The 26,661-nt window shown below is 68.9% G+C and carries 24 protein-coding genes; 18 read left to right on the top strand and 6 right to left on the bottom strand.

What is annotated here, in order from left to right:
- Positions 1–188 precede the first annotated feature (188 nt).
- Genes dnaK through E1202_RS01230 form a run of 4 tightly spaced genes read left to right on the top strand, consistent with a single transcriptional unit; the run spans position 189 to position 4,477 of the window.
- Positions 189–2,063 carry a molecular chaperone DnaK gene (gene dnaK / locus E1202_RS01215; RefSeq protein ID WP_132680407.1) on the top strand — a complete coding sequence of 625 codons (1,875 nt, stop codon included), beginning with the start codon at positions 189–191 and terminating at the stop codon, positions 2,061–2,063.
- 17 nt (positions 2,064–2,080) lie between these two features.
- Positions 2,081–2,785 (top strand): nucleotide exchange factor GrpE, encoded by a 705-nt coding sequence (grpE, locus tag E1202_RS01220; protein ID WP_132680606.1) that lies wholly within the window; start codon positions 2,081–2,083, stop codon positions 2,783–2,785.
- A 25-nt stretch (positions 2,786–2,810) separates the two neighbouring features.
- On the top strand, positions 2,811–4,004 hold the full coding sequence (gene dnaJ, locus E1202_RS01225) for a molecular chaperone DnaJ (protein ID WP_132680408.1): 1,194 nt from the start codon (positions 2,811–2,813) through the stop codon (positions 4,002–4,004).
- A gap of 44 nt (positions 4,005–4,048) precedes the next feature.
- Positions 4,049–4,477, top strand: coding sequence for a heat shock protein transcriptional repressor HspR (locus E1202_RS01230; RefSeq protein ID WP_165943708.1), 429 nt, complete (start codon positions 4,049–4,051; stop codon positions 4,475–4,477).
- Between the two features lie 285 nt (positions 4,478–4,762).
- On the opposite strand, the gene E1202_RS01235 is transcribed toward E1202_RS01230, so the two are convergent.
- Positions 4,763–5,866, bottom strand: coding sequence for an FAD-binding oxidoreductase (locus E1202_RS01235; protein ID WP_132680608.1), 1,104 nt, complete (start codon positions 5,864–5,866; stop codon positions 4,763–4,765).
- Between the two features lie 306 nt (positions 5,867–6,172).
- Between E1202_RS01235 and E1202_RS01240 the strand changes: the two genes are divergently transcribed.
- The 5 genes from E1202_RS01240 (at position 6,173) to E1202_RS01260 (ending at position 11,859) form a co-directional block, all read left to right on the top strand.
- Positions 6,173–6,934 (top strand): pyridoxamine 5'-phosphate oxidase family protein, encoded by a 762-nt coding sequence (locus E1202_RS01240; protein WP_408006064.1) that lies wholly within the window; start codon positions 6,173–6,175, stop codon positions 6,932–6,934.
- A 320-nt stretch (positions 6,935–7,254) separates the two neighbouring features.
- Complete coding sequence (locus E1202_RS01245) at positions 7,255–7,719, top strand: MarR family winged helix-turn-helix transcriptional regulator (protein WP_235877532.1); 465 nt, start codon at positions 7,255–7,257, stop codon at positions 7,717–7,719.
- Between the two features lie 156 nt (positions 7,720–7,875).
- A complete protein-coding gene (locus E1202_RS01250; RefSeq protein WP_132680410.1) occupies positions 7,876–8,367 on the top strand; it encodes a MarR family winged helix-turn-helix transcriptional regulator in 492 nt (163 codons plus the stop codon).
- Entirely contained in the window at positions 8,364–10,871 is a 2,508-nt protein-coding gene (locus E1202_RS01255) for an MFS transporter (RefSeq protein WP_132680411.1), read from the top strand. Before E1202_RS01250 ends, E1202_RS01255 begins: the two co-directional genes overlap by 4 nt.
- 121 nt (positions 10,872–10,992) lie before the next feature.
- Complete coding sequence (locus E1202_RS01260; protein ID WP_132680412.1) at positions 10,993–11,859, top strand: YceI family protein; 867 nt, start codon at positions 10,993–10,995, stop codon at positions 11,857–11,859.
- Between the two features lie 186 nt (positions 11,860–12,045).
- Here the strand turns inward: E1202_RS01260 and E1202_RS01265 are convergent, their stop codons facing one another.
- Complete coding sequence (locus E1202_RS01265; RefSeq protein WP_132680413.1) at positions 12,046–13,623, bottom strand: alanine/glycine:cation symporter family protein; 1,578 nt, start codon at positions 13,621–13,623, stop codon at positions 12,046–12,048.
- 226 nt (positions 13,624–13,849) lie between these two features.
- On the opposite strand from E1202_RS01265, the gene clpB reads away from it, so the two are divergent.
- Complete coding sequence (gene clpB / locus E1202_RS01270) at positions 13,850–16,435, top strand: ATP-dependent chaperone ClpB (RefSeq protein ID WP_132680414.1); 2,586 nt, start codon at positions 13,850–13,852, stop codon at positions 16,433–16,435.
- Between the two features lie 93 nt (positions 16,436–16,528).
- On the opposite strand, the gene E1202_RS01275 is transcribed toward clpB, so the two are convergent.
- Positions 16,529–17,734: an MFS transporter gene (locus E1202_RS01275; protein ID WP_132680415.1), complete on the bottom strand. Its 1,206-nt coding sequence runs from the start codon at positions 17,732–17,734 to the stop codon at positions 16,529–16,531.
- A gap of 90 nt (positions 17,735–17,824) precedes the next feature.
- Here E1202_RS01275 and E1202_RS01280 point away from each other — a divergent pair, with 90 nt between their 5' ends.
- The 5 genes from E1202_RS01280 (at position 17,825) to E1202_RS01300 (ending at position 21,266) form a co-directional block, all read left to right on the top strand.
- On the top strand, positions 17,825–18,448 hold the full coding sequence (locus E1202_RS01280; protein ID WP_132680416.1) for a TetR/AcrR family transcriptional regulator: 624 nt from the start codon (positions 17,825–17,827) through the stop codon (positions 18,446–18,448).
- Positions 18,449–18,557: 109 nt separating this feature from the next.
- A complete protein-coding gene (locus E1202_RS01285; RefSeq protein ID WP_328590932.1) occupies positions 18,558–19,256 on the top strand; it encodes a type III secretion system chaperone family protein in 699 nt (232 codons plus the stop codon).
- 34 nt (positions 19,257–19,290) lie between these two features.
- The gene (locus E1202_RS01290; protein ID WP_132680418.1) at positions 19,291–20,064 is read left to right on the top strand and encodes an SDR family NAD(P)-dependent oxidoreductase; all 774 of its coding nucleotides are present in this window, start codon (positions 19,291–19,293) and stop codon (positions 20,062–20,064) included.
- An 18-nt stretch (positions 20,065–20,082) separates the two neighbouring features.
- The gene (gene pyrE / locus E1202_RS01295; RefSeq protein ID WP_207918417.1) at positions 20,083–20,625 is read left to right on the top strand and encodes an orotate phosphoribosyltransferase; all 543 of its coding nucleotides are present in this window, start codon (positions 20,083–20,085) and stop codon (positions 20,623–20,625) included.
- Entirely contained in the window at positions 20,622–21,266 is a 645-nt protein-coding gene (locus E1202_RS01300) for a TrmH family RNA methyltransferase (protein WP_132680419.1), read from the top strand. Before pyrE ends, E1202_RS01300 begins: the two co-directional genes overlap by 4 nt.
- Before the next feature lie 120 nt (positions 21,267–21,386).
- Here E1202_RS01300 and E1202_RS01305 read toward each other — a convergent pair whose 3' ends face one another.
- The 3 genes from E1202_RS01305 to E1202_RS01315 form a co-directional block, all read right to left on the bottom strand.
- Entirely contained in the window at positions 21,387–22,058 is a 672-nt protein-coding gene (locus E1202_RS01305; RefSeq protein ID WP_132680420.1) for a DedA family protein, read from the bottom strand.
- A 321-nt stretch (positions 22,059–22,379) separates the two neighbouring features.
- The gene (nagA, locus tag E1202_RS01310; protein ID WP_132680421.1) at positions 22,380–23,534 is read right to left on the bottom strand and encodes an N-acetylglucosamine-6-phosphate deacetylase; all 1,155 of its coding nucleotides are present in this window, start codon (positions 23,532–23,534) and stop codon (positions 22,380–22,382) included.
- Between the two features lie 125 nt (positions 23,535–23,659).
- Positions 23,660–24,229, bottom strand: coding sequence for a SigE family RNA polymerase sigma factor (locus E1202_RS01315; protein WP_132680422.1), 570 nt, complete (start codon positions 24,227–24,229; stop codon positions 23,660–23,662).
- A 94-nt stretch (positions 24,230–24,323) separates the two neighbouring features.
- Between E1202_RS01315 and E1202_RS01320 the strand changes: the two genes are divergently transcribed.
- From E1202_RS01320 to E1202_RS01330, 3 genes are all read left to right on the top strand, one after another.
- Positions 24,324–24,602 carry a YciI family protein gene (locus E1202_RS01320; RefSeq protein ID WP_132680423.1) on the top strand — a complete coding sequence of 93 codons (279 nt, stop codon included), beginning with the start codon at positions 24,324–24,326 and terminating at the stop codon, positions 24,600–24,602.
- 208 nt (positions 24,603–24,810) lie between these two features.
- The gene (fbaA, locus tag E1202_RS01325) at positions 24,811–25,845 is read left to right on the top strand and encodes a class II fructose-bisphosphate aldolase (RefSeq protein ID WP_132680424.1); all 1,035 of its coding nucleotides are present in this window, start codon (positions 24,811–24,813) and stop codon (positions 25,843–25,845) included.
- A 292-nt stretch (positions 25,846–26,137) separates the two neighbouring features.
- Positions 26,138–26,548 carry a DUF3151 domain-containing protein gene (locus E1202_RS01330; RefSeq protein ID WP_132621800.1) on the top strand — a complete coding sequence of 137 codons (411 nt, stop codon included), beginning with the start codon at positions 26,138–26,140 and terminating at the stop codon, positions 26,546–26,548.
- Positions 26,549–26,661 lie beyond the last annotated feature (113 nt).

Consider the following 26,661-nt stretch of genomic DNA (forward strand, 5'->3'; position numbering starts at 1 on the left):
GTGGGTCACCGGGTGGGGATTCGGGAACTGATCTGGCTGGTCAGGCGTTGGACTGGCAGAAAGCTTGAGTGGCCCTTGCTCAACCCGTTTGACGGTGCGCATGGGTAGTGGGTAAAACTTGAGCGAGCAAGGCTCAAGAGCCGTCGGACGGCCTTGGGCGGACTGGACTAGTACTGGAGGAACCACCCATGGCGCGAGCGGTCGGCATCGACCTGGGGACGACCAACTCCGTCGTTTCCGTCCTGGAGGGCGGTGAACCGACGGTGATCGCCAACTCCGAGGGCTCGCGGACCACGCCGTCCATCGTGGCCTTCGCGAAGAACGGCGAGATCCTCACCGGTCAGCCTGCGAAGAACCAAGCGGTCACCAACGTGGACCGCACCATCCGGTCGGTCAAGCGCCACATGGGCACCAACTGGAAGGTCGGCATCGACGAGAAGGACTACACGGCGCAGGAGATCTCCGCGCGAGTCCTGATGAAGCTCAAGCGCGACGCCGAGGCGTACCTGGGCGAGGACGTGACCGACGCGGTCATCACCGTCCCCGCCTACTTCGAGGACGCCCAGCGCCAGGCCACCAAGGAAGCCGGTCAGATCGCCGGCCTCAACGTGCTGCGCATCGTCAACGAGCCGACCGCCGCCGCCCTGGCCTACGGTCTGGACAAGGGCGAGGCCGAGCAGACGATCCTGGTCTTCGACCTCGGTGGCGGCACCTTCGACGTCTCGCTGCTGGAGATCGGCGAGGGCGTCGTCGAGGTCCGCGCCACCTCCGGTGACAACCACCTCGGTGGTGACGACTGGGACGAGCGGATCGTCGACTGGCTGGTCGAGAAGTTCAAGTCGTCCAACGGCATCGACCTGACCAAGGACCGCATGGCCATGCAGCGGATCAAGGAAGCCGCTGAGAAGGCCAAGATCGAGCTGTCCTCCTCGTCGACCGCGGGCATCAACCTGCCCTACATCACCGTCGACGGTGACAAGAACCCGCTGTTCCTGGACGAGACGCTGTCCCGCGCCGAGTTCCAGCGGATCACCTCCGACCTGCTCGAGCGCTGCCGCAAGCCGTTCGAGTCCGTCATCCGCGACGCGGGCATCAAGCTCTCCGAGATCGACCACGTCGTGCTCGTCGGTGGTTCCACCCGCATGCCGGCCGTGTCCGACCTGGTCAAGGACCTGACCGACGGTCGCGAGCCGAACAAGGGCGTCAACCCGGACGAGGTCGTCGCCGTCGGTGCCTCGCTGCAGGCCGGTGTGCTGCGCGGTGAGGTCAAGGACGTCCTGCTGCTCGACGTCACCCCGCTGTCCCTGGGCATCGAGACCAAGGGCGGCATCATGACCAAGCTGATCGAGCGCAACACCACGATCCCGACCAAGCGCTCCGAGACCTTCACGACCGCTGACGACAACCAGCCGTCGGTGCAGATCCAGGTCTTCCAGGGCGAGCGCGAGATCGCCGCGCACAACAAGAAGCTCGGCATGTTCGAGCTGACCGGCCTGCCGCCGGCGCCGCGCGGGGTCCCGCAGATCGAGGTCACCTTCGACATCGACGCCAACGGCATCGTGCACGTCTCCGCCAAGGACCTGGGCACCGGCAAGGAGCAGTCGATGACGATCACCGGCGGCTCCGCGCTGCCGAAGGACGACATCGAGCGGATGGTCTCCGACGCCGAGGCCCACGCCGAGGAGGACAAGAAGCGTCGCGAGGAGGCCGAGGCCCGCAACCAGGCCGAGACGCTGGTCTACCAGACCGAGAAGGTCCTCAAGGAGAACGACGAGAAGCTGCCCGAGGAGACCAAGACCAAGGTCAAGGGCGCGATCGACGAGGTCAACGAGGCCCTGAAGGGCGAGGACGTCGACGCCATCTCCAGCGCCGTGGAGAAGCTGGCCACCGAGTCGCAGGCTCTCGGCCAGGCCCTCTACGCCGACACCGGTGCCGCCGCCGCGGGTGACGCGGGTGCCGGTGACGCCGCTGGTGAGGCCGGTGCGGGCGCCAGCTCCTCGGCCAAGGACGACGACGTGGTGGACGCCGAGATCGTCGACGACGAGGACGAGAAGAAGAAGTGACTTCGGACAGGCCCGAAATGTCGCGCAACGAAGGCGAGCAGCAGGAGCCGGTGGTCGTCCGGGATCGGCGTCGAATCGACCCCGAGACCGGCGAGCGCCGGACCCCTGCTCCGAACGGAGACGAGGCTCAGGTGGCCGAAAGCATGTCCGGCACCCTCGACGAGGAGTTCGGTCAGGCCGACGAGCCGGCCGAACAGCCCGTCGACGGTGCCTCGCCCGAGCAGGGTGGCGAGTCCACCGGCCTGCAGAAGCAGGTCGACGAGCTCACCGCCGACCTCAAGCGGGTCACCGCGGAGTACGCGAACTACCGCAAGCGGGTGGAACGCGACCGCGAATCGGTGATCGCCGCCGCGAAGGCGTCGGTGGCCGGCGACCTGCTGACCGTGCTCGACGACCTGGAGCGGGCCGAGGCGCACGGCGACCTCAACGGCGCGTTCAAGGCGGTGGCCGACAAGCTCATCGGCACGCTGAACTCCTCCGGTCTGGAGGCGTTCGGTGCTGAGGGCGACGAGTTCGACCCGTCGGTGCACGAGGCCGTCCAGCACACCACCTCGTCGGAGGTCTCCGGGCCCACGGTCACCACCGTGATGCGCCGCGGCTACCGGTTCGGCGAGCGGGTGCTGCGCCCGGCGATGGTCGCGGTGACCGACTACGAGGCAGACGGGGAAACCGCGTCCGAGGCCGGTGCCGGCCAGTCCGGCGAGTCCACCGAACAAGAGTGATCATGAGCGGAAGGAGGAGCGTCCGGTGAGTGCCAGGGAATGGCTCGACAAGGATTTCTACGCTGAGCTGGGCGTCTCCTCCGATGCTTCGTCCGAGGACATCAAGAAGGCGTACCGGAAGCTGGCGCGGGAGAACCACCCCGACGCCAACCCCGGCAACGCCCAGGCCGAGTCCAAGTTCAAGGCGGTCTCCGAGGCCTACGGGGTGCTGTCCGACCCCGACAAGCGCAAGCAGTACGACGAGGCCCGGCGGCTCTTCGGAGCCGGCGGGCTCGGCGGCGCGGGCGGTGGCTTCGGGGCTCCGGGCGGGTTCGGCGGTCCCGGCGGTGCCGGTGGCGGCTTCGACCTCGGTGACCTCTTCGGCGGTCAGCAGGGGGCCGGTGGCCTGGGCGACCTGTTCGGCGGGTTGTTCGGCAACCGGCGACCCGGTGGCGGCGCGGGCCCGACCACGGCCAGCAGGCCGCGGCGCGGGGCCGACGTCGAGACCGAGGTGCGCATCGACTTCTACGAGGCGGTGCGCGGTGCCACGGTGCCGCTGCGGCTGTCGAGCCCGGCGACCTGCCAGACCTGCCGGGGCTCGGGCGCCAAGCCCGGAACCCGGCCGCGCGGCTGCTCCACCTGCGGTGGAGCGGGTCTGGTCACCCGCAACCAGGGCGCGTTCGCCTTCAGCGAGCCGTGCCCGGACTGCCGGGGACGCGGCCAGATCATCGACAGCCCGTGCGAGGACTGCGCCGGTGAGGGCATCAGCACCCGGACCCGGACGCTGACCGTGCGCATCCCGCCAGGGGTGGACGACGGGCAGCGGATCCGGCTGGCGGGACAGGGCGAGCCCGGGCGTCAAGGCGCCACTTCGGGTGATCTCTTCGTCGTGGTGCACGTCAACGGCAACAAGGTGTTCGGACGATCCGGTGATGACCTGACGATCTCGGTCCCGGTCACCTTCCCGGAGCTCGCGCTGGGCACTACGTTGGCGGTGCCGACCCTGGACGGGAAGGTCACGTTGAAGGTTCCCGCCGGAACCAGCAGCGGACGGACCTTCCGGGTGCGTGGCAAGGGCGTGGGCAAGAAGGCCGGTGGCAACGGGGACCTCCTGGTGACGCTGCAGGTCGCGGTGCCGTCGAAGCTCGACGGCAAGGCGGCCGAAGTGCTCGCCGAGTACGCCGAGGCCACCGCCGACCACGACCCGCGCAGCGAGCTGAACGAGTTGCTCGGGAGGTAAGCATGGCCGGCCGCATGACGGGTCCCGGGGGGATCGGACCGGAGATGGGATTCGCGTTCCCGCCCGGTTCCAACGAGGACACCCCGATGTTCGTGATCTCGGTGGCGGCGCAGCTGTCCGGTCTGCACGCGCAGACGCTGCGCAGCTACGACCGGCTCGGACTCGTCTCGCCCGGACGCACCGCGGCAGGCGGCCGACGCTACTCGCTGCGCGACATCGCGCTGCTGCGCGAGGTCCAGCGGCTCTCCCAGGAGGAGGGCGTCAACCTCGCCGGGATCAAGCGCATCATCGACCTGGAGAACCAGGTCGACGCGCTGCAGGCCAAGGTCACCGAGCTCACCGAGGAGGTCGCCGCGGCCTACGCGGCGGCGGAATCGGCGGCGGCCCAGATCCACGCCTCCTACCGCAGGGACCTCGTCCCCGTGCGCGAGGAGACCGCCCTGGTCGTCTGGAAGCCCAACCGCAAGCGGTAGGGCGGTGTTGTGGTCGTTGTGCTCAGCGGTGCGGGTGGCGGAACCTGAGGTGGCCCTCCTGCTCCGGGCGCGCCGACTCATGTATGCCAATGCACCGCGTCGGCACGTCCTCACAGGAGAACCACCTCAGAACCCGCGGCGGTGCGAGCTGCTCAGGTGGTGAAGGAGAAAGCGGCTACGCCGCTTGTGAAGGCGACGAAAAGGCACCTCCCCGTCGTGGGAGGTGCCTTTTCGCGTCAGGCGAGCGGCGAAGCCGGTTCGCACCGCTGATCAGGACGGGACGACTCAGTCCAACGTAAAAGGGTCGTAGCGGATGTTGTCGAGGGTGGTGCCCGCGACCAGCATCTTCGAGACCGTGGCGCGGATCATCGCGGGGGAACCGGAGACCAGCACGTCCCAGCCCTCCCAGGCGCCGTAGCGGGAGACGACGTCGGCGATCGTGCCGTGCTCGACCCCGTCGACGTTCGGGTCGTTCTCCAGCACGGCCGTGATCGTCAGCCACGGGTTGTGCATCGCGATGCGGCGGAGGTTCTCCAGGTCGTAGAGGTCGTCGCGGGTGCGTCCGCCGTAGAACAGCTGCACGCGCGGGTTCTCGCCGTACTGGGCGAGGTCGTCGATGATCGCGCGCAGCGGCGTGACGCCGGTGCCGCCGGCGACCATCAGGACGTCCGGCGAGTTCTCCCGGTCGACCGTCAACCGGCCCATCGGCGAGCCGATCCGCCACTGGTCACCGGGCTGAGCGTGGCCGACCACGGCACGGCTGACCCAACCACCCTCGACGGAGCGGACGTGGAACTCCATGACGCCGTCGTCGCTGGGCGCGTTCGCCGGCGACAGGTACCGCCACATCCGGGGCCGCTGGGGGACCTCGACGCTGACGTACTGACCGGGCAGGTAGGGCGCCGGGTGATCGGTCTGCACGCGGACCACGGCGAGATCCCAGCTCAACCGCTCGTGGTGCAGGACCTGGCCGGTGTACCAGGCGGGGCCGTCGTCGGCGGCGGCCGCTTCGGTCATCGCCGAGGCCATGACCGTGTAGGCCTCCGCCCACGCGCGTTCGACCTGGTCGGTCCAGGAGTCACCGGCGTAGCGCTTGATGGACGCCAGCAGCGCGGTGCCGACCGCCTCGTAGTGCTGGGTGACGACACCGAACTTGCGGTGATCGCGACCCAGCTGCTGCAGGAACGGCAGCAGCTCGTCGGGCTTGTCGACCATCTGGATGACGTGCACGAGCGCCCGAAGCAGGCGGCTGCGCTGCACCTCCATGTTGGCGGCGAACAGCTCGCGGGTGTGCGGCGCAATGCTGAACAAGGTGCCGTAGAAGAACTTGGCCACCTCGTCGGCATGCGGTTCGACCACCGCGTAGCTCTCGCGGATGAGTCGAACCATCTTGCTCACACCGGAGTTGGACGGTTCGTTGTTCGGGGGCGGACCGGGGCTCAGTACGGCGTTCGTCATCGTTTCGGGCGCAGTCTTCTCCACGTTGGCGGCAGGCACCTGGGGTGGGCGCAACCGCTACCTGCAAACGTCCCCCGACATCAGGGGCGACCCTAACCCCTGATCGTACGCACGTCTGCCTTGATGGCACTTTCGAGTGCTTTGCAACTACTTCACGTAGATAATCCATCAATCGGTCGGGGGAAAGCTAGTGGCGAACCTGTTACCGGACGGGGCTACATGACACTGTGGTCCGCCGTGACCCCCGATCACATCAACCCGGTCGGCGTGGCTCCCGATGCCATGCTGGACCTAGAGCTGTCCGACAGCACAACACCCCCCGTCCCGATCCCCACCCGATTATCCGAGCCGCAGCTCACCGACCCGTTCTGGCAGGAATCCCCGACTCTGCCCGGATCGGCCGGTGAGCACCTGCTCCAGAGCGCCTACGGCACCGAGAAGCGGGCCCGCCGCTTCTACGACGACCAGGTGCTCGACCGGCTCAACGACGAGATGAAGGAGTTCATCGGGCGCATGGAGCTGGCATTCGTGGCCACCTCCGACGCCCGAGGTGAGTGCGATTCCAGCCTGCGGGCAGGTCCGCCCGGCTTCGTCGAAGTCCTCGACGACCAGCACGTCTGCTACCCGGAGTACCGGGGCAACGGAGTGATGGCCAGCCTCGGCAACATCAGCGAGAACCCGCACGTCGGCATCCTCCTGGTGGACTTCGTCACCGACCTGATCGGTCTTCACCTCAACGGCAAGGCCCGCATCGTCGAGGACGCCGACCTGCGCGGCATCTACCCCGCGCTGCCCTCGGAGTTCGACCGCGGCCGCACGCCCGAGCGCTGGGTGGTGGTGCAGGTCGAGGAGGCCTACATCCACTGCCGCAAGCACATCCCCCGGATGATGCCCGTCCTGCGGGAACGCACCTGGGGCACCGATGACGTCAAGCGCAAGGGTGGCGACTACTTCAGCGCCAAGGGCATGCCTCGTCCTTGGCATGAGGTCTCTGCGTAAGACTCCGTGGTTGTTCTGCGCAGCGGTGCGGGTGGCGGAACCTCAGACGCCTTCTGGCTCCGGGACCAGAGACTGATGTATGACCAAGTGCACGGCGCTACGGCTGTCCTCCCCAGAAGACGTCTGAGAACCCCCGGCGGTGCCGGTTGCTCAGGTGGGGCGCTGAGGAAGCACCTTCGGTGCTTGCCTGACGGTTCTCGGTGATCGGTGCGGCGTCTTCCGGTTTGGGAATCGGGTTGACGAGTTCTCGGGCTGGTGCTCTGCGTTGCGGCCGTGCTCCCTAGAGTGGGGCGAAACGGTCGCGAGGTGCGGGGAGAGACGTGAGCGAGCAGGACGACGAGATCGCGGAGGACCCCGCGCGCCGCGAAGCGGCCGAGGAGATCGAACGCGAGCTGGTGATGATGTTCCGCAACGCGCGGAACCTCTCCACGCACGTCGCCGCGCTGGTGCACCCGGACCTGGACCCGGCCTCCTACACGATGTTGCTGATGGTGGCCAACGAAGGGCCGCTGCGCGGCATGGACCTGGCCGGCCGCACCGGCCTGGACAAGTCCACGGTCTCGCGGCAGATCGCCACCCTCGTCGACCTGGGGCTGCTGGAGCGCGCCCCCGACCCGGACGACGGCCGCGCCCGCCGCATCCAGCTCTCCGACCTGGGGCAGGAGCGCCTGGAGCGGGTGCGGGCCGAGCGCCGCAAGCACCTCCACGGCCAGTTCGCCAGCTGGAGCACGCAGGACCTCGCCGACCTCGCCCGACTGCTCGGCAAGCTGAACCAGACCAGCTGATCTGACGGTCCCGGCCCGCTTTCCCGGGCCCTGAATCATCTCCTATCAGGCAAAACGGCCAAAAACGGCCGGTGGTGCGAGTCACCCCCATTTCAGTTGCGTGCTGCAACCAAGTGGTCCTATTGTTGCCTAGAGCAACTAAAAGGATGGGCTCGCATGGGACCTACACCAGAGACCTGCGGTGAGCTGCTCCGCCCGCTCCGCGCCTTGATGGGCCTCAAGCAGGTCGCGCTGCAACGGGGGTTGCAGCTCTCCGACCAGGTGCCCTACGCCGCGGCGGGGCTGCTCACCGAGCTCGTGCAGCGCGGCGAATGCCGGGTCTCCGACCTCGCTCACCACCGCATCGTCGATGCGTCCGTGGTGAGCCGGCAGGTGAACCAGCTCGAACAGGCCGGACTGATCACGCGCCGCCCGGACCCCGCCGACCGCCGGGTCTCGCTGCTGCGGACCACCGAGCTCGGCGACCGGGTCGTCGCCGAGCTCGAGCAGAAGAAGGCGGAGTGGATCGGCGAGGCGCTGGTCGACTGGGAGGACACCAAGGTCCGCGAACTGGCCCGGTTGCTCGGCGACGCGATGTCGGACATCCGCCGCCACACGATCGAAAGCGGAGATCACTCAGACTCCGGGATGAGGGAAGGAACTCGATGACCAGCTCGACGGAGACGGCGCCGAGGGTGTCGACTCAACCGAGCGCGCCGCACGAGTCGGCCCAGGACCAGGCGATGTCGCACCGCCAGATCCTGGAGGCCATGTCCGGCCTGATGTTGGCGCTGTTGGTCGCCATCCTCAGCTCGACCATCGTGTCCAATGCGCTGCCGAGGATCATCGCCGACCTGAACGGCACCCAGGGCCAGTACACCTGGGTAGTCACGGCGATGCTGCTGACCTCCACCGCCTCCACGCCGCTGTGGGGCAAGCTCTCCGACCTGTTCAGCAAGAAGCTGCTGTACCAGATCGCGATCACCATCTTCACCGTCGGCTCCGTGGCCGGTGGTTTCGCTCAGTCGATGGAGACCCTGATCGGTTTCCGCGCCCTGCAGGGCATCGGCATGGGCGGTCTGCAGGCGCTGATCCAGGTCGTGATCGCCGCGATGGTCCCGCCGCGCGACCGCGGTCGCTACAGCGGCTACATCGGCGCCACCTTCGCCGTGGCGACCGTCAGCGGCCCGCTGGTCGGCGGCGTCATCGTCGACACCCCGTGGCTGGGCTGGCGCTGGTGCTTCTGGGTCACCGTGCCGATCGCCGTCATCGCCTTCATCGTGCTCGGCCGGGTGCTCAAGCTGCCGGTGATCAAGCGCGAGGTCAAGATCGACTGGTTCGGCGCGCTGTTCCTGGTCGGTGGCGTGTCGCTGCTGCTGATCTGGGTCTCGCTGGCCGGCAAGAACTTCGACTGGCTCTCCCCGGAGACCGGCTACTTCGTCGGTGGCGGCGTCCTCGCGCTGATCATCGCCGTGATCATCGAGTCCAAGCACAGCGAGCCGATCGTGCCGCTGAAGATGTTCCGCAACCCCACGGTCACGATGGCCACCATCGGCACCGTCGCGGTCGGCACCGCGATGTTCGGCGGCGCGGTGTTCCTGGGTCAGTACTTCCAGATCGCGCGCAGCTTCAGCCCGACCACCGCAGGCCTGATGACGCTGCCGATGGTCGGCGGTCTGTTCATCTCCTCCACGGTCAGCGGCCAGGTCATCTCCCGCTACACCGGCAAGACCAAGCCGTTCCTCGTGGTCGGCTCGATCGTGATGATCATTGCGATGGGGCTACTGAGCACCGTCGATCATGAAACGAACCTGGTGCTGGTGGGGATCTACCTCTTCCTGATGGGTACCGGAGTGGGCATGCTCATGCAGAACCTGGTGCTGGCGGTGCAGAACGCCACCAGCGCCAAGGACATGGGCTCGACGACCTCCGTCGTCACCTTCTTCCGCACCTTGGGAGGTTCGGCTGGTGTGTCGGTGCTAGGCGCGGTGCTGGCCACCCGCGTTCAGGACTACATCGTGGAAGGTCTGGCGAAGATCCCCGGCGCGGCTCAGGCCGCGGCCTCCGGCGGCGGAACGGGATCGCTGGACATCGGGCACCTGCCCGGGCCGATCCAGACCATCGTCCGCGCGGCGTACGGGGATGCCATCGGCGACATCTTCCTCATCTCGGCGTGCATCTCCGTGGTCACCTTCCTCGCGGTGCTGTTCATCCGCGAGAAGCCGTTGCGGACCACGATCGAAAGCAACGAGGAAATGGAGACGGCTTCAGTGGCCGCACACGAAGAGGGCCGGAACAACGGCGCGCAGATGAACTCCGCCCAGGCCGACCCGTGGACCGAGCCGTCGATCCCGTCGTTCGCCTCCAACGGCGCGGCGCTGACCGGCCGGTTCATGGACGGCCAGGAGCACGCCCAGCAGCGGGTCGTGCACGGAGTCGTCCACGACTCCATCGGCACCCCGGTGTCCGGCGTGGTGCTGACCCTCACCGACGCCAACGGGCGCCAGGTCGAGCGGGCGCGCACCGACAACGACGGCGAGTTCCACTTCGCCGTCGACAACGGCGGCACCTACGTGCTGATCGCCTCCGGCGGCAGCTACCAGCCCACCGCCTCGATGGTGGTCGTGGCCGATCGCCCGGTGCGGCACGACGTGCAGCTGCTCGGCGCCGGTGAGCTCAGCGGCCTGGTGCACGTCGGCGGTGTCGGCGTGCCGGGCGCGATGGTGGTGCTCACCGACGTGCGCGGCGAGGTCGTGGCCACCAACGCCACCGACTCCGACGGCGACTACGGCTTCTCCGACCTGGTCGGCGGCTCCTACGCGCTGACCGTCACCGCGGACGGATACCGCCCGGTGGCCCACCCGATCGTGGTCACCGACGGGGAGCGGATGCGCCTCGACGTCGCCCTGCAGACCGGGGCGCAGCTCAGCGGCGTCATCCGGTCGGCCAACCTGGGCGTGCCGGTGCCGGACGCGCGGGTGACGCTGCTCGACGGTTCGGGCGCGGTGGTGGCCGCGGGGACCACCGACATCGACGGCAGCTACCACTTCACCGACCTGCCCGACGGCGAGTACACGGTGATCGCCAGCGGTTATCCGCCGGTGGCCGGCTCGCTGCGGCTGACGGGCCAGGAGACGTCGCACGACGTCGACCTGGGCTACCCCGAAGGCTGACCGGTCGCACCAGCACCACCCGGAGGTCACGGTCGTGCTGCGGCGGGCGGGATCGACTGGACGTCGGCCCGCCCGCTGAGCAAGATCGTGATCGAGCTCTGCTTCAAAGGAGTGTTCTCAGATGGATCTCGGCCAACCGCAGGCCGCGGCCGCCCACGGCGAGACCGGTGCCGCCCGGGGTTCCGGGGCGGTGACCGCCTCGGTGCGCGGCAGCGACGGCTGGCCGGTGCCGGAGGCGGTGCTCACCGTCATCGACGGTGGCGGTACCCAGGTCGCACGAGCTCGAGGTGACGCGCAGGGCTCGGTGATGGCCTCCGGCCTCGCCGCGGGCGCCTACACCGCGATCGTCACCGCGATCGGCCACGAGCCGGTCGCCCGCACCACCCTGGTGCACGAGGCAGCGACCGCCAACCTCGGTGACGTCGAGGTCCGCCGCATCGGCGGCGCCGACCTGCCCGACCCCGGGCTGTGGCGGATCGACCCGGTGCACTCCTCCATCCAGGTCACCGCCAAGCACCTGGGCCTGAGCAGCATCCATGGCCGCTTCAACGAGTTCTCCGGTGAGGTGCGCATCGGCACCCCGATCGAGAAGTCGCTGGTCGAGGCCCGCATCAACGCCGACACCATCGACACCGGAAACACGCTGCGCGACGACCACCTGCGCACCGAGGACTTCCTCAACGTCGCCGAGTACCCGGAGATCACCTTCCGCTCCACCGGGCTCCGCCCGCGCGGCGGCGACAAGTGGGACCTGGAAGGCGAGCTCACCATGCTCGGCGTGAGCAAACCGGTCATGCTGGACACCCGCTTCGACGGAGTCGGTCCCGACCAGTGGGGCGGCACCCGGGCCTCGGCCTCGGCGGTCGCGCAGCTGCGTCGCGACGACTTCGCGGTGCGGTTCAGCCAGTCCCTCAAGAGCGGCATCGCCACCGTCGGCACCACCCTGCGCGTGCAGATCGACATCCAGGTGGTGCACGAGCAGGAATGAGACCAGGAGCGGTCTGCTGTGGCTGGCTCGGCCGCTCCTAGAGAGAAGAAGCCGTGCGCACGTCGGGGGTGCGCACGGCTTCTTCATGCCTCAACCCGGATTACCGCCGTAATCGGTGACCTGATTACGGCGGTAATCCGGGTAGCCCTGTTGCGGCCGTGAGCCGGTCAGGCCTCGGTCTTGCGGTCAGACGCCGGACTTCGAGTCGACCTTGCGGACCTCGCCGGAGCGGATCTTGGCCTTGTAATCGGCCAGCTCCCGCTTGACCACCGGGATCATGATGTAGAGGCCGATGATGTTGAACAGGGCCAGCAGGAACAGCACCGCGTCGGTGAAGTCCATGACGCTGCTCAGGCTCAGCACCGAACCCACGATCACGAACAGGCAGAACACCACGTTGTAGATGTTGCGGCTCACCGAGGTGTTGCCGAACAGGAACAGCCACGCGCGCTGGCCGTAGTAGCCCCAGGTGATGATCGTGGAGACGGCGAAGAGCACGACCGCCACGGTCAGCACGTACGGGAACCAGGGCAGGACGCTGGCGAACGCCTCGGAGGTCACCGTAACGCCGTCCGGCTCCTCACCTCCGGCCAGCACGGCCTTCTGGCCCTCGACCCACAGCTGCGGCTGCGCGATGACGATGGTCAGCGCGGTCATGGTGCAGATGATGACGGTGTCGATGAAGGGCTCCAGCAGCGCCACCAGTCCCTCGGTGGCGGGGTGCTTGGTGCGGACCGCGGAGTGCGCGATCGGCGCCGATCCCAGTCCGGCCTCGTTGGAGAACGCGGCGCGCTGGAAACCGACGATCAGCACACCGATGAGACCGCCGAACCCGGCCTCCGGGGTGAACGCGCCCTGGACGATCGTGACGACCGCGTCCGGCACGGCGGTGATGTTGACGCCGATGACCGTCAGCGAGGCCAGGACGTAGATGATCGCCATCGCCGGGACGAGCTTGCTGGTCACCGCTCCGATGGACTTGATGCCGCCGACCACGACCGCGCCGACGATGATCGCCAGGATGATGCCGAAGATCAGCGCGGCGCCGTCCGAGCCGAGCAGGCCCTCGTCGCCGCCGGTGACGTCGCGCACCTGGGCGAAGGTCTGGTTGGCCTGGAACATGTTGCCGCCGCCGACGCCGAACAGCAGGATCATGATCGCCGCCAGCACGGCGAGCACCTTGCCCAGACCGCGTCCGAAGGCGTTGGGGATCTGCTCGGCGAGGCCCTTGCGCAGGTAGTGCATCGGACCGCCGTGAACGTTGCCGTTCGCGTCGATCTCGCGGTACTTCACACCGAGGGTGCACTCGACGAACTTGGTCGCCATGCCGAGCAGACCGCAGAGGATCATCCAGAAGGTGGCGCCCGCGCCGCCGACGGTGACCGCGACACCGACACCGGCGATGTTGCCCAGACCGACGGTTCCCGACACCGCTGAGGCCAGCGCTTGGAAGTGGTTGATCTCGCCCGGTTCGTCCTTGCTGGTGTACTTGCCGCGCACCAGGTCGACCGAGAGCTTGAAGTTGCGGATCTGCACGAAACCGAAGACCAGCGTGAACACCGTCGCGGCGATCACCAGCCAGGCAACGATCCACGGGAAGGTCACGCCGAAGACGGTGATCTCACCGAACACGAACCCGGAGAAGGCCTCCGAGATCGGCGTGAAGACGTTGTTGATGGTGTCCTCGATGCCGGCGAGCACGCCGGCATCGGCCGCAAGGACGAGTTCGCCGTCCGGCGGTGGTGTCCCCAAGGTGTAGGTCATGGCGCAATAGCAAAGCGAGCAAAACCCCTGAAAGCAAGCACTGTGCGTAACAATCTGCGGAAGGTTGGTCTGTTTGGTCAGACCTATGTTTACGCGCTGTGAAAAGAGAAAATTAGTGTGAAACTGGGCTTGAGCGGAACACGCTCAACTTTTGTTACGTTGGACGTGTGGAGTCTGGTGCCGACAAGCAGGACGACCAGGCACGACAACCGGCACGAGGTGAGGAATGGACGCGTTCAACCCGACGACGAAGACCCAGCAGGCGATCTCCTCCGCGGTCCAGGCGGCCACCATGGCGGGAAACCCGGACGTGGGCCCCGCGCACGTGCTCGGCGCCCTGCTCGCGCAAGGCGACGGGCTGACCGCACCGCTGCTCACCGCCGTCGGGGCGGACGTCGCCGACGTGCGGCGCGAGCTCGAGTCGCTGACGAACTCGCTTCCCGCCGCCACCGGCAGCACCGTCGGCGCCCCGCAGCTGTCGGGTGAGGCCGTCAAGGCGCTCACCCGCGCGCAACGCCTGGCCACCGAGATGGGCGATGACTACGTCTCCACCGAGCACCTGCTGGTCGGGCTGGCCGCCGAGGGCGGCCGCGTCGCCGATCTGCTGCGCAGGCACGGCGCCACCCCCGACGCCCTGCGGGAGGCGTTCGCCCAGGTGCGCGGCTCGGCCCGCGTGACCAGCCCCGATCCCGAAGGGACCTACCAAGCGCTGCAGAAGTACGGCCAGGACCTCACCGAGCGCGCCCGCGCCGGCGAGCTCGACCCGGTCATCGGCCGCGACGCCGAGATCCGCCGCGTCGTGCAGGTGCTGTCCCGGCGGACCAAGAACAACCCTGTGCTCATCGGTGAGCCCGGTGTCGGCAAGACCGCCATCGTGGAGGGCCTCGCGCAGCGGGTCGTCGCGGGTGACGTGCCCGAATCGCTGCGCGGCAAGCGAGTCGTCTCGCTCGACCTCGGTTCCATGGTGGCCGGTGCGAAGTACCGGGGCGAGTTCGAGGAGCGGCTCAAGGCGGTGCTCAAGGAGATCACCGAATCCGCCGGTCAGGTGATCACCTTCATCGACGAGCTGCACACCATCGTCGGCGCCGGGGCCTCCGGCGACGGCTCGATGGACGCGGGCAACATGATCAAGCCGATGCTGGCGCGCGGCGAGCTGCGCATGGTCGGCGCGACCACGCTCGACGAGTACCGCGAGCACATCGAGACCGATGCCGCGCTGGAACGCCGCTTCCAGCAGGTGTTCGTCGGCGAACCGAGCCCGGAGGACGCCGTGGCGATCCTGCGCGGGCTCAAGGAGCGCTACGAGGTCCACCACGGCGTCCGGATCACCGACGGCGCCCTGGTGGCCGCCGCGACCCTCTCCGACCGCTACATCACCGCCCGCTTCCTGCCGGACAAGGCCATCGACCTGGTCGACGAGGCGGCGTCCCGGCTGCGCATGGAGATCGACTCGCGCCCGGTGGAGATCGACGAGGTCGAGCGGGCCGTGCGCCGGCTGGAGATCGAGGAGATGGCGCTGGCCAAGGAGTCCGACCCGGCCTCGGTCGAACGGCTCGCCGCGCTGCGCGCCGAGCTCGCCGACCGGCGCGAGAAGCTCTCCGAGCTCACCGCGCGCTGGCAGCAGGAGAAGGAGTCCATCGACAAGGTCCGCGACCTCAAGACCCAGCTGGAGCAGCTGCGCGGGGAGTCCGAGCGCGCCGAGCGCGACGGCGACCTCGGCAAGGCCGCCGAACTCCGCTACGGGCGGATCCCCGCGCTGGAGAAGGAGCTCGACACCGCCACCCACGCGCAGACCGAGCGCAAGGCGATGCTGCAGGAGGAGGTCACCGCCGACGACGTCGCGGACGTCGTCAGCGCCTGGACCGGCATCCCCGCGGGTCGCCTGATGGAGGGCGAGACCACCAAGCTGCTGCGGATGGAGGACGCCCTCGGCGCCCACGTCGTCGGCCAGTCCGAGGCGGTGCGCGCGGTCTCCGACGCGGTCCGGCGCACCCGCGCCGGTGTCGCCGACCCGGACCGGCCGACCGGATCGTTCCTGTTCCTGGGGCCGACCGGGGTCGGCAAGACCGAGCTGGCCAAGGCGCTGGCCGGGTTCCTGTTCGACGACGAGCGGTCGATGATCCGCATCGACATGAGCGAGTACTCCGAGAAGCACTCGGTGTCCCGCCTGGTCGGTGCCCCGCCCGGTTACGTCGGCCACGACCAGGGCGGTCAGCTCACCGAATCGGTGCGCCGCAGGCCCTACTCGGTGGTGCTGTTCGACGAGGTCGAGAAGGCCCACTCCGACGTCTTCGACGTGCTGCTGCAGGTCCTCGACGACGGGCGGCTCACCGACGGGCAGGGCCGCACGGTCGACTTCCGCAACACGATCCTGGTGCTGACCTCCAACCTCGGGTCGCAGGCCATCGCCGACCCCAACCTCGGCGAGCGGGACCGCGACGAGGCCGTGATGTCGGTGGTGCGCGGGCACTTCAAGCCCGAGTTCCTCAACCGGCTCGACGACGTCGTGGTGTTCCACCAGCTCAACACCGAGGAGCTCACGTCCATCGTGGACATCCAGGTGGACCGGCTGGCCAAGCGGCTCGCGCAGCGGCGGCTGAGCCTCGACGTCCAGCCGGCGGCGCGGGACTGGTTGGCGCTCAACGGTTTCGACCCGGTCTACGGCGCTCGTCCGCTGCGTCGACTGGTGCAGTCGGCCATCGGAGACCAGCTGGCGCGCAAGCTCCTCGGGGGCGACATCCGCGAGGGCGACAAGGTCCGCATCGACGTCACCGACGACAACGACGCCCTCACCGTCGAACCCGCGGAGTGACCTCGCGGTCGGGTGAACGATTCGAATCTCGCGCGAAGTTCGAGCCCGAACTTCGGCGTTCGCACTTCGAGCGAAATTCGAATCGCCCCGGCCTCAACGGCGGATCGTGGACAGGGCTGCGATGGCGGCGAAGAGGGAGGCCGCTGCGGTGAAGACCAGGGTGGCCGTCGTCAGGTCCGTGATGGTGCTGATGTAGCCGAGCACGACCGCGGGGACGGTGGCCGAGAGGTAGGCGACGACGTAGATCATCGCCGCCGTGCCCGCGCGCTGGTGCGGCGCCGCCAGGCCGGTGAGCATCCGGAAGGCGCCCATGAACATCAGTCCCCAGCCGACGCCGAGCACGGCGGTGGCCACGAAGAACAGGTCGGCGTGGTGGGACAGCACCGCGGCGGCGATCCCCGCCATCGCGGTGATCATCAGCACCGCTCCGACGCGCACCGCTCGCTCGGCGGCCCAGCGGGCCAGCAGCAGCTGCGTGAGGCCACCGACGCCGGCCAGCACCGCCACCGGAAGCCCGCTGATCAGGTTCGGCAGGTCGTGCACCATGCCCTTGGCCACCGACGGGGCCAGCGACATGAACATCCCGCCGACGATCCACGAGGCCAGCACCATGGTCGACATCAACGCGAACCGGACGCCCTGGCCCGCCGGCACGACCGGCCTGCGCGGCCGCAGCGCCTCACCGATCGAGCTGGTCTTCGCCACCGGTTCCGGCATCGCGAGCACGACCGGGATCGCCGCGGCGAAACCGGCCGCGAGCAACAGGTAGCTGGTCAACGTCGGTCCCGGGACGAACTGCACCAGGACTCCCGACAGCAGCGATCCGCCCGCCATGCCCAGCGCCGCGGCGACACCGTTGACCAGCGAACCCTGGCTGGATCCGGGGCGCTGGAAGTCCAGCAGCGCACCGCTGATCGCGCTCGTCGCCGCACCCGTGGCCAGGCCCTGCAGCACGCGACCGGCGAACAGTCCGCCGACGCCGGTGGCCAGCGCGAGCACCAGCACCGCGGCGATCTCCACCACCAGCGCGCCGATCAGCACCGGGCGCCGTCCGATGTGGTCGGACAGCGACCCGCACAGCAGCAGCGCCACCAGGATCGCCACCGCGTAGGAGGCGAACACCTCCGTCAGGACGGTATTGGTGAACCCCCACCGCTGCTGGTAGATCGAGTACATCGGGGACGGGGCGGTGGAGGCCATCAGGAACAGGGCGTAGACCCCGCCGATGAACCAGAACGATCCGGAACGTGACAACCCGCGCTCGCGCGTGAGGCTGGGGCGTGCCAGTTCGGTGGTCATGGATTTCCTCTGCGGTCGGGTTCGGGGAGTTTCCGGCAACGACAACCTCTTAGCGGAACGAACCATTCCGCGCGGCGTACCCTTGTGCGCATGGCCACAGCAACGACCGCTCGGCACGACGACGCCGTCATCCGAGCCGCCCGGGAGGTCTTCGCCGAGCACGGGATGGCCGCTCCGATGGCCGAGGTCGCCAAGCGCGCCGGGGTCGGCGTGGCCAGCATCTACCGCCGCTACCCGAGCAAGGCCGAGCTCGTCGAGCAGGTGCGCATCGCGGCGTTCCGCCTGGTCATCGACGAGGCCGAGGCCGCGCGCGCCGAGGAGAGCGATCCGTGGCGGGCGTTGAGCCGCTTCATGCACCGCTGCCTTCGGGAGGGCTCGGGCATCGGAACCGTGCTGCCGCAGCTGGAGAAGCGGCACACCTTCTCGGTCGAGTTCCGCGACCTGCAGCAGCGCGTCGCCGAGGTGATCGAGGCCTTGGTCGACGACGCCCAACTCGCCGGGGAGCTGCGCGCCGACGTCGACTGGACCGACGTCCTGCTGCTGTTCAAGCACCTCAACCCGTCGCTGCCGACCACCGAAGCCCGCCGCGCCGAACTCCGCGCCCGCTACCTGGGCCTGGTCCTGGAGGGCCTCCGCACCGACGGCGCCGCCCTGCGCGGCCCGGCGCCCGACACGGCCGAGTGGCGAGCGCTCTGCGACAACCGCGCCGATTGATCCGCCAGGATCAGGGTTTTCGCACGTCAATGTCAGCCGAACGAGCGGTTCGGATTCCGATGCCCAGGTGATCTTCGAGTTCCGCGATGTTCGGACTACCCTGCCCCGTGTGGGCATACCTGCGTGGCTCTGGTTCCTCGTCGCCGTCGTCGCGATCGTCGCCGGCGTCGCGCTGCTGATCTCCGGTCGATCGCAGCGCACCTCCAACAACCGGGAGCGGCGTCGCTGGGCGGCGCTGCGCGGTTGGCAGTTCGCCGAAGTGGACCGCGTCCTGCCGACGCGGTGGGAGCGCGGCGTGCTCGCCCAGTACGGCGCGACGACCGCGATGGACGTGGTGGCGGGCTCGACGTTCACCGCCGACGGCCGTCGTCAGGTCTACGTGCTGGACCTGGAGGCCGGGGGCAAGAACGTCGCCGTCCTGGTGGGCGTCCGCTGCCGCCGCACGACCCCGGCGACCATCGAGCTGTGGCTGCCGGACGTGCCGGTGCCCCAGGACTCCGGGCTGGACCTGCTGGGGCCGGTCGGCTCGCGCTACGCGTTCGTCACCGAGGTCGCCTCGGCCCGCCCGCTGGTCACCGCCGACCTGGTCGACGCCACCGAGGAGATCGGCCAGGACGTCACCGTGGTCTGGCTGGAGAACGACTGGGTGCTGGCCGCGATGCACCCCGCTGACGCCGACCCGGCCCGCTTGGAGCGCCTGCTGCGCGATCTCGGCGACCTCGCCGACCTGATCGACCCGTTCGACAGCGATCCCAACAGCACCCCGGCCGAAACCGAAGCGGAAGAAACCTCGGAACACATCCAGTAGGTCGGGCACATGCGAGACCGGTAGGTTCGGGTTCATGCCTACCGCACTCGTCACCGGTGCCACCGCGGGTATCGGCCGCACCTACGCTCGTCGGCTGGCCGCTGAAGGTCACGACATGGTCCTGGTCGCGCGCGACACCGAGCGGCTCGAAGAGCTCGCCGACCGGCTCCGGACCAGGCACAACGTGCGGGTCGAGATTCTCCCGGCGGACCTGTCCGACGGCGCGCAGCGGGCGAAGGTCGCCGAGCGCGTCGGTGACGCGACCAGGCCGGTGGACGTGCTGATCAACAACGCCGGTTTCGGCACCGGCGGAGCGTTCTGGGACCTCGCGCCCGAGGTGCTGCGGCAGCAGCTGGACGTCAACGTCGCGGCGGTGCTGGAGCTGACCCACGCGGCCGTGCGGACGATGCGCGAGCGCGGGCGCGGCGACGTGATCAACGTGGGCAGCGTGGCGGGGTTCTTCACGGTCTCCGGCTCCACCTACGCCGCCACCAAGGCGTACGTGATGGCCTTCTCCGAAGGCCTGGCGACGTCCCTGGCGGGCACCGGTGTGCGGGTCATGGTGCTGTGCCCCGGGTTCACCCGGACCGAGTTCCACGAGCGCGCCGGTCTGGAGATGAGCAAGCTGCCGCGCGCCTTCTGGCTGCAGGCCGACCAGGTCGTGCACGAGTCGCTGGCCGACCTCCGCGCGGGCAAGGCGGTGTCGATCCCGGGCGCCCAGTACAAGGCGCTGGTCGCCATCGGACGGCTGATCCCGAAGAAGCTGCAGCGCATGGTGGTCACCCGCACCGTTCCCGGCCGGACCTGAGAACTATCCTCGGGTCTCGTGGTGAACGAGAAGCAGCGCTCCGAACTGGCCCGTCTGGTCAAAGAGCTCGCGGTGGTGCACGGCAAGGTGATGTTGTCCTCCGGCAAGGAGGCCGACTACTACGTGGACCTGCGCCGGGCGACCCTGCAGCACCAGGCGGCCCCGCTGATCGGGAGTCTGCTGCGGCAGATCACCGCTGACTGGGACTACGCCGCCGTCGGCGGGCTCACCCTGGGCGCCGACCCGGTCGCCGCGGCCATGATGCACGCCGACGGCCCTGCGCTGGACAGCTTCGTGGTGCGCAAGTCCGCCAAGGCCCACGGCATGCAGCGCCAGATCGAGGGTCCGGACATCACCGGCAGGCGGGTGCTGGCCGTGGAGGACACCTCGACCACCGGCGGCAGCGTGCTCACCGCCGTCGAGGCGCTGCGCGAGGCGGGCGCCGAGGTGGTCGGCGTGGCGACCGTCGTCGACCGCGACACCGGGGCTCGCGAGGCAATCGAGGAAGCGGGACTGCCCTACCGCACGCTGCTGGGGCTGTCCGACCTCGGACTGGCGTGAGCGAGGACGTCGGGCCCACCGAGTGGGGCACCAGCGTCGGCGTCGGCCCGTGGGAGGGCCCCTGGCCGGACGACGAGCGCCACGACCCGGAGCTGCTGGAGCACGGTGATCGCCGCAACGTCGTCGACCACTACCGGTACTGGAAGCGGGAGGCGATCGTCGCCGACCTGGACCAGCGGCGGCACGACTTCCACGTGGCCATCGAGAACTTCCAGCACGACCACAACATCGGCACCGTGGTGCGCACGGCGAACGCGTTCCTCGCGGAAGCGGTGCACATCGTGGGTCGCCGCCGCTGGAACCGGCGCGGTGCGATGGTCACCGACCGGTACCAGCACGTCCACCACCACCCGGACGTCGAGTCGCTGACCGCGTGGGCGCGGGACGCGGGCCTGGCGATCGTCGCGGTGGACAACACGCCGGGTGCGATCCCGGTGGAGCGCGCGGAGCTGCCGCGCCGGTGCGTGCTGCTGTTCGGCCAGGAGGGGCCAGGCCTGCACGAGGAGTCCCGTCGCGAGGCCGACCTGGTGGTCTCGATCGCGCAGTTCGGCTCCACCCGATCGATCAACGCCGGGGTCGCCGCGGGCGTGGTCATGCACACCTGGGTGCAGCAGCACGCGGACCTCGGGTTGGCGTGGTGAGGACTCCGATCCGTCACTGATCGAAGTCCGCTCCGCCCGGTCGACTCGGACCAGAACCGCCCCCTGATGCGGAAGAAGAGCCGGACCCGATGGGTGCCGGCTCTTCTTCCGAGGGTTCCGTCAGGCCGCTTCGCGGGCCTTCTCGCGGCGTCCCTTGATGTACTCGACGATGATCGGCACGATCGAGATCACGACGATGACCAGGGCCATGGCCTCGATGTTGTTCCGGATCCACGGGATGTTGCCCAGGAAGAACCCGAGCAGCGTCATGCTCAGGGTCCAGGCCACACCGCCGATGGCGGAGTAGCTGAAGAACTTCCTCTGGTCCATCTGGCCGATGCCGGCGACCGCCGTGATGAACGTGCGGACGATCGGCACGAAGCGGGCCAGGATGATCGCGCGGGCGCCGTACTTCTCGAAGAAGGCGTGCGTCTTGTCGACGTGCTCGCGCTTGAACAGCTTCGAGTCGGGCTTGTTGAACATCGCCGGGCCGACCTTGCGCCCGATCCAGTACCCGGTCACGTTGCCGACGAAGGCGCACACCGCCAGCAGCACGCAGACCAGCCAGACCGGCGTGTTGATCGCGCCGATGGCGACGAACATGCCGGTCACGAACAGCAGCGAGTCACCCGGCAGGAAGAAGCCGATGAGCAGACCGCATTCGGCGAAGATGATCAGGCAGACGCCGATCAGCGCGAACGGGCCGAGACCAGAGACGATGTTCTCCGGATTCAGCCAATCCGGAAGCAGAGCGAGCGCGGGCTGTGCCGCGGCGGCGAATTCGGACGTCACGCTTGCCAACGGTACCGTGACGCCGCTTCGCCCGGATTTCGGGAGAGCTGCGGGACATCAACGCAGCGCACACCCGCGATCACCCGATGGGGTAAAGGACTGTGACGCCCGCCGCGAGCAATCCGGACATGAGTCCCAGAACGATCACGAAGAGCAGCACTCCCGCGGGACTGGATCGCAGCGTGCGCTGCGATGAGGACGGACGGCCGCTCGCTCGCGCCCGCAAGGCGGCGGACAGCGTGTCCTCGGTTTCCCGGCCGTTCATCCCCCGACCCTAACCAGCCTCACGGCTGAACGGATGCGGATCGGCGATGCACCAGGTCACGCGGGTTCGGTGAGCCACTTGCCGCCGTGCATGACGCCCTGCAGGTCGAGGTCGTCACCGAGCACGACCATGTTCGCCGCCGCGCCGGGACGGATCTCGCCCACGCCGGTCAGCCCGAGCCGCCGCGCCGGGTTCGTCGAGGTGGCCGCGACCGCGGCCGGCACGGACAGCCCGCAGCTGCGCACCAGGTTGCGGAACGCGACGTCCATGGTCAGCGTGCTCCCGGCCAGCGAGCCGTCGGCCAGCCGTGGCTCGCCGTCGACGACCGTCACCGGCAGCGCGCCCAGCTCGTAGGTGCCGTCACCGGCTCCGGTGGCGCTGATGGCGTCGGTGACCAGGATCGTCCGGTCGGTTCCGGCGTGGGTGGCGGCCAGCCGGGCGACGGTCGGGTGCAGGTGCACGAGGTCGCAGATCAGCTCCACGCTGACGCGCTCGTCGTCCAGCAGCGCGCCGACCGGCCCGGGCTCGCGGTGGTGCAGCGGACGCATGCCGTTGAACAGGTGCGTCGCCACGGTCGCTCCGGCGTCCACGGCCTCCAGCACCTGGTCGGCGACCGCGTCGGTGTGCCCGACGGCCGCGATCGCACCGCCGTCGACCAGCTGCCGGACCGCGTCCCGCGAACCGGGCAGCTCGGGGGCGAGGGTGACCATCCGGACCGCGCCGCGACCGGCGTCGAGCAGCTGGCGGACGTCGTCGGCCTCCGGTGCGCGCAGCGCCTCCGGAGCGTGCGCGCCGCAGCGGGCGTGCGAGAGGAACGGCCCTTCCAGGTGAACTCCCGCCAGCAGGCCCTCGGCGGTCAGCTCGGCCAGCGTGGCGATCTGCTTGACCAGCTCCGGCACCGGCGCGGACACCAGGCTCGCCAGCATCGTGGTGGTGCCGTGCGCGCGGTGGTGGGCCACCGCGGTCTCGGTCTGCTCGGGTTCGAGGGAGGTGAACGAACCGCCGCCACCGCCGTGGCAGTGGATGTCCACGAAACCCGGCACCAGCCAGCGCCCGGACAGCTCGATCGCCGGGCCCTGGGGGACGGCGCCGTCGCCGACAGCGGTGATCTCGCCCGCGGACACCCGCACCCAGCCCGGTTGCGCGACGCCGCCCGGGGTGACGACCCGCGCGCCGGTGAGGATCAGTTCGGCAGTGTTCACAACGACGATCCTCCGCCAAACGCGAGCAGTGGTCTACACCAAAACCGGTGTTTTGCGGCTCAGCCGAACCCGCTGAACCGGTCACGGACGGTGAGACCGGAGCGATTGTTCGATTCGCCGAATATAGACCGTCGTCAGCTCGCGATGTGCTTCTGCAACGCCTCCAGGGCGCGGCTCGCCGTCGACTTGACGGTGCCCTTGGAGACGCCGGTCGCCTCGGCGATCTCGGCCTCCGACAGGTTGCCGTAGTAGCGCAGCACCAGCACTTCGCGCTGCCTGCGCGGCAGCTTGCCCAGCGCGTCCACCACGGCCTGGTGCTCGGCGGTGAGCATCGCCAGCGACTCCGCGGAACGCGCGTTGGCCTGGTGCGGCGGCTGGTACTCGCGGGCGGTCTTGCGGCGGCGCAGCATCGAGCGGGAACCGTTGACGACCGCCGTGCGCAGGTAGCCGATCGCGGCGTTGGCGTCGCGCAGCCCGGACCAGTTCCGGTAGAGCCCGGTGAAGGCCTCCTGGACCACGTCCTCGGCGCTGCTGATGTCGTCGACCAGCAGGATCGCCAGCCGGACCATCCGCATCCGCTGCTGCTTGTAGATGTCCTCCAGGGACAGCGGTTGCTGCGTCTGCCGGTGGACTCCGTCCAACTTGCGCAGCGTGCCGAAGGTCTTCTCGACGCTGCGCTCGATCCCTTCCGAATCACCGCCCATGATCGAAGAACTTACCGGGCGAGGATGGGTTCGCGGGGCGGGTTCGGGTTAGCGTCCATGGCGATCGTGGAAACCGCCGCTAGGGAGGCAGAACATGGCGAGGTTCGTTGTCGAGCTGGTCTACGGGGCCGACGAGGACAAGAGGCTGGCGGTCCGCCCGGAGCACCGCGAGTACTCGCGCGGACTGGCCGAGCGGGGCACGCTGCTGGCGGGCGGACCCTACACCGACGGCAAGGGCGCGCAGATCGTCTACGAGACCGCCGACGAGGCCGAGCTCGAGGACGTCCTGGCCGCCGACCCGTACACCAAGGCCGGGGTGATCGCCTCGACCACCATCCGCCAGTGGGAAGTCGTCACCGGCGCCTGGCTGTAGGCGGCGGGCCCTCCGGCGTGTGAGTATGTGCACAGGATCGTTTTCTGAATCCTTGCACCAACTTTTCAAAACAACACCGCTGGGGCACTGTGACGCGCGAAAGAGTGGTATGTGCCCCGACGCGCCGCGGACGGTGCGCTGGGGTTCCTAGGATGCTGCGCGATCTCGCGTCACTTCACGACCGAACTCCATCTGAGGAGGATGACCGATGCCCATCGCGACCCCCGAGGTCTACACGGAGATGCTGGACCGGGCGAAGACCGGTGAGTTCGCCTACCCAGCGATCAACGTGACCTCGTCGGAGACGCTCAACGCGGCGCTGCGCGGGTTCGCCGAGGCCGAGAGTGACGGCATCATCCAGGTGTCGACCGGGGGCGCCGAGTTCGCCTCCGGCACCAAGGTCAAGGACATGGTCACGGGTGCCACCGCGCTCGCCGAGTACGCGCACGTCGTCGCCGCCAAGTACCCGGTGAACATCGCGCTGCACACCGACCACTGCCCGAAGGACAAGCTCGACGGCTACGTCAAGCCGCTGATCCAGATCAGCCAGGAGCGGGTCAACCGCGGCGAGAACCCGCTGTTCCAGTCGCACATGTGGGACGGCTCGGCGATCAACCTCGACGAGAACCTGCAGATCGCGCAGGAGCTCCTGGAGCTGTCGGCCAAGGCCAAGATCGTCCTGGAGCTGGAGGTCGGCGTCGTCGGCGGCGAAGAGGACGGCGTCGCCAACGACATCAACGACAAGCTCTACACCGCGCCCGGTGACTACATCAAGACCGTCGAAGCCCTCGGCACCGGCGAGAAGGGCCGCTACCTGCTGGCCGCGACCTTCGGCAACGTGCACGGCGTCTACAAGCCCGGCAACGTCAAGCTGCGCCCGGAGATCCTCAAGCAGGGTCAGGACGTGGTGTCGGAGAAGCTGGGCCTGGCCGCCGGTTCGAAGCCGTTCGACCTGGTCTTCCACGGTGGCTCCGGTTCGCTGCTGGAGGAGATCCACGAGGCGGTCTCCTACGGCGTGATCAAGATGAACATCGACACCGACACCCAGTACGCCTTCACCCGGCCCATCGCGGACCACATGCTGAAGAACTACGACGGTGTGCTCAAGATCGACGGCGAGGTCGGCAACAAGAAGACCTACGACCCGCGCAGCTACCTCAAGGTCGCCGAGCAGGCCATGGCCGCTCGCGTCGCCCAGGGCTGCGAGGTCCTCAAGTCCGCAGGCCGCATGATCGCCGGCTGATTATCGATGTTGCTGCTCGTGTTGCTCGGCGGTGCGGGTGGCGGAACTTGAGCGACTCTCTGGCTCCAGGATCCGAGACTGATGTATGCCAGCCAATACACGGCGTGTCGGCTGTCCTCCCCAGAGAGCCGCTCAGAACCCGCGGCGGTGCGAGTTGCTCGGGTGGTGAAAGAGGAAGCGACTTCGTCGCTTGCCTGACGTTTGTTGGCGTGTTTCTCGTTGTTCTGACGGTCCGTCTGCCCTGTGGGTGGACGGACCGTCGTCGTCTTGGGTGAAGTGCGAGGATGAGGGCATGACGAGGAATCTGTTGGAGCCGCCGGAGACGCTGCTGCCGGAGAGCCCGGAGGCGCAGGGCGCCCTGGACGCAGGCACCGACCCCGCCGAGGTCGCCGCGCAGCACCCGGCGTTCAGCGCCGCGTGGGCCGCGCTCGCCGACAACGCCCTGAACAGCGGGGAGAACATCGCCGCCTACGCCTACGCGCGCACCGGGTACCACCGCGGCCTGGACGCCCTGCGCCGCTCGGGCTGGAAGGGCTTCGGCCCGGTCCCGTGGCGCCACGAGCCCAACCGCGGCGTGCTCCGCTCGATCGCGGCACTGGCCAAGGCGGCTCGCGCCATCGGCGAGACCGAGGAGTTCGACCGCTGCCGCCAGCTCCTCGAGGACTCCGACCCGGCCTCCCTGGAAGCCAACGACCTCGCCTGACGACCACGAACCCGGCCACGCGCGGACGCGTTGCCGCACGTGGCCGGGCTCGTCGCACCCGCGTCCCACCCGTCCCGGGGCGACCGGATCTCAGTGGAAATCGGGAACCCGAT

Source organism: Saccharopolyspora karakumensis, from assembly GCF_004349225.1.
GTDB lineage: Bacteria > Actinomycetota > Actinomycetes > Mycobacteriales > Pseudonocardiaceae > Saccharopolyspora > Saccharopolyspora endophytica.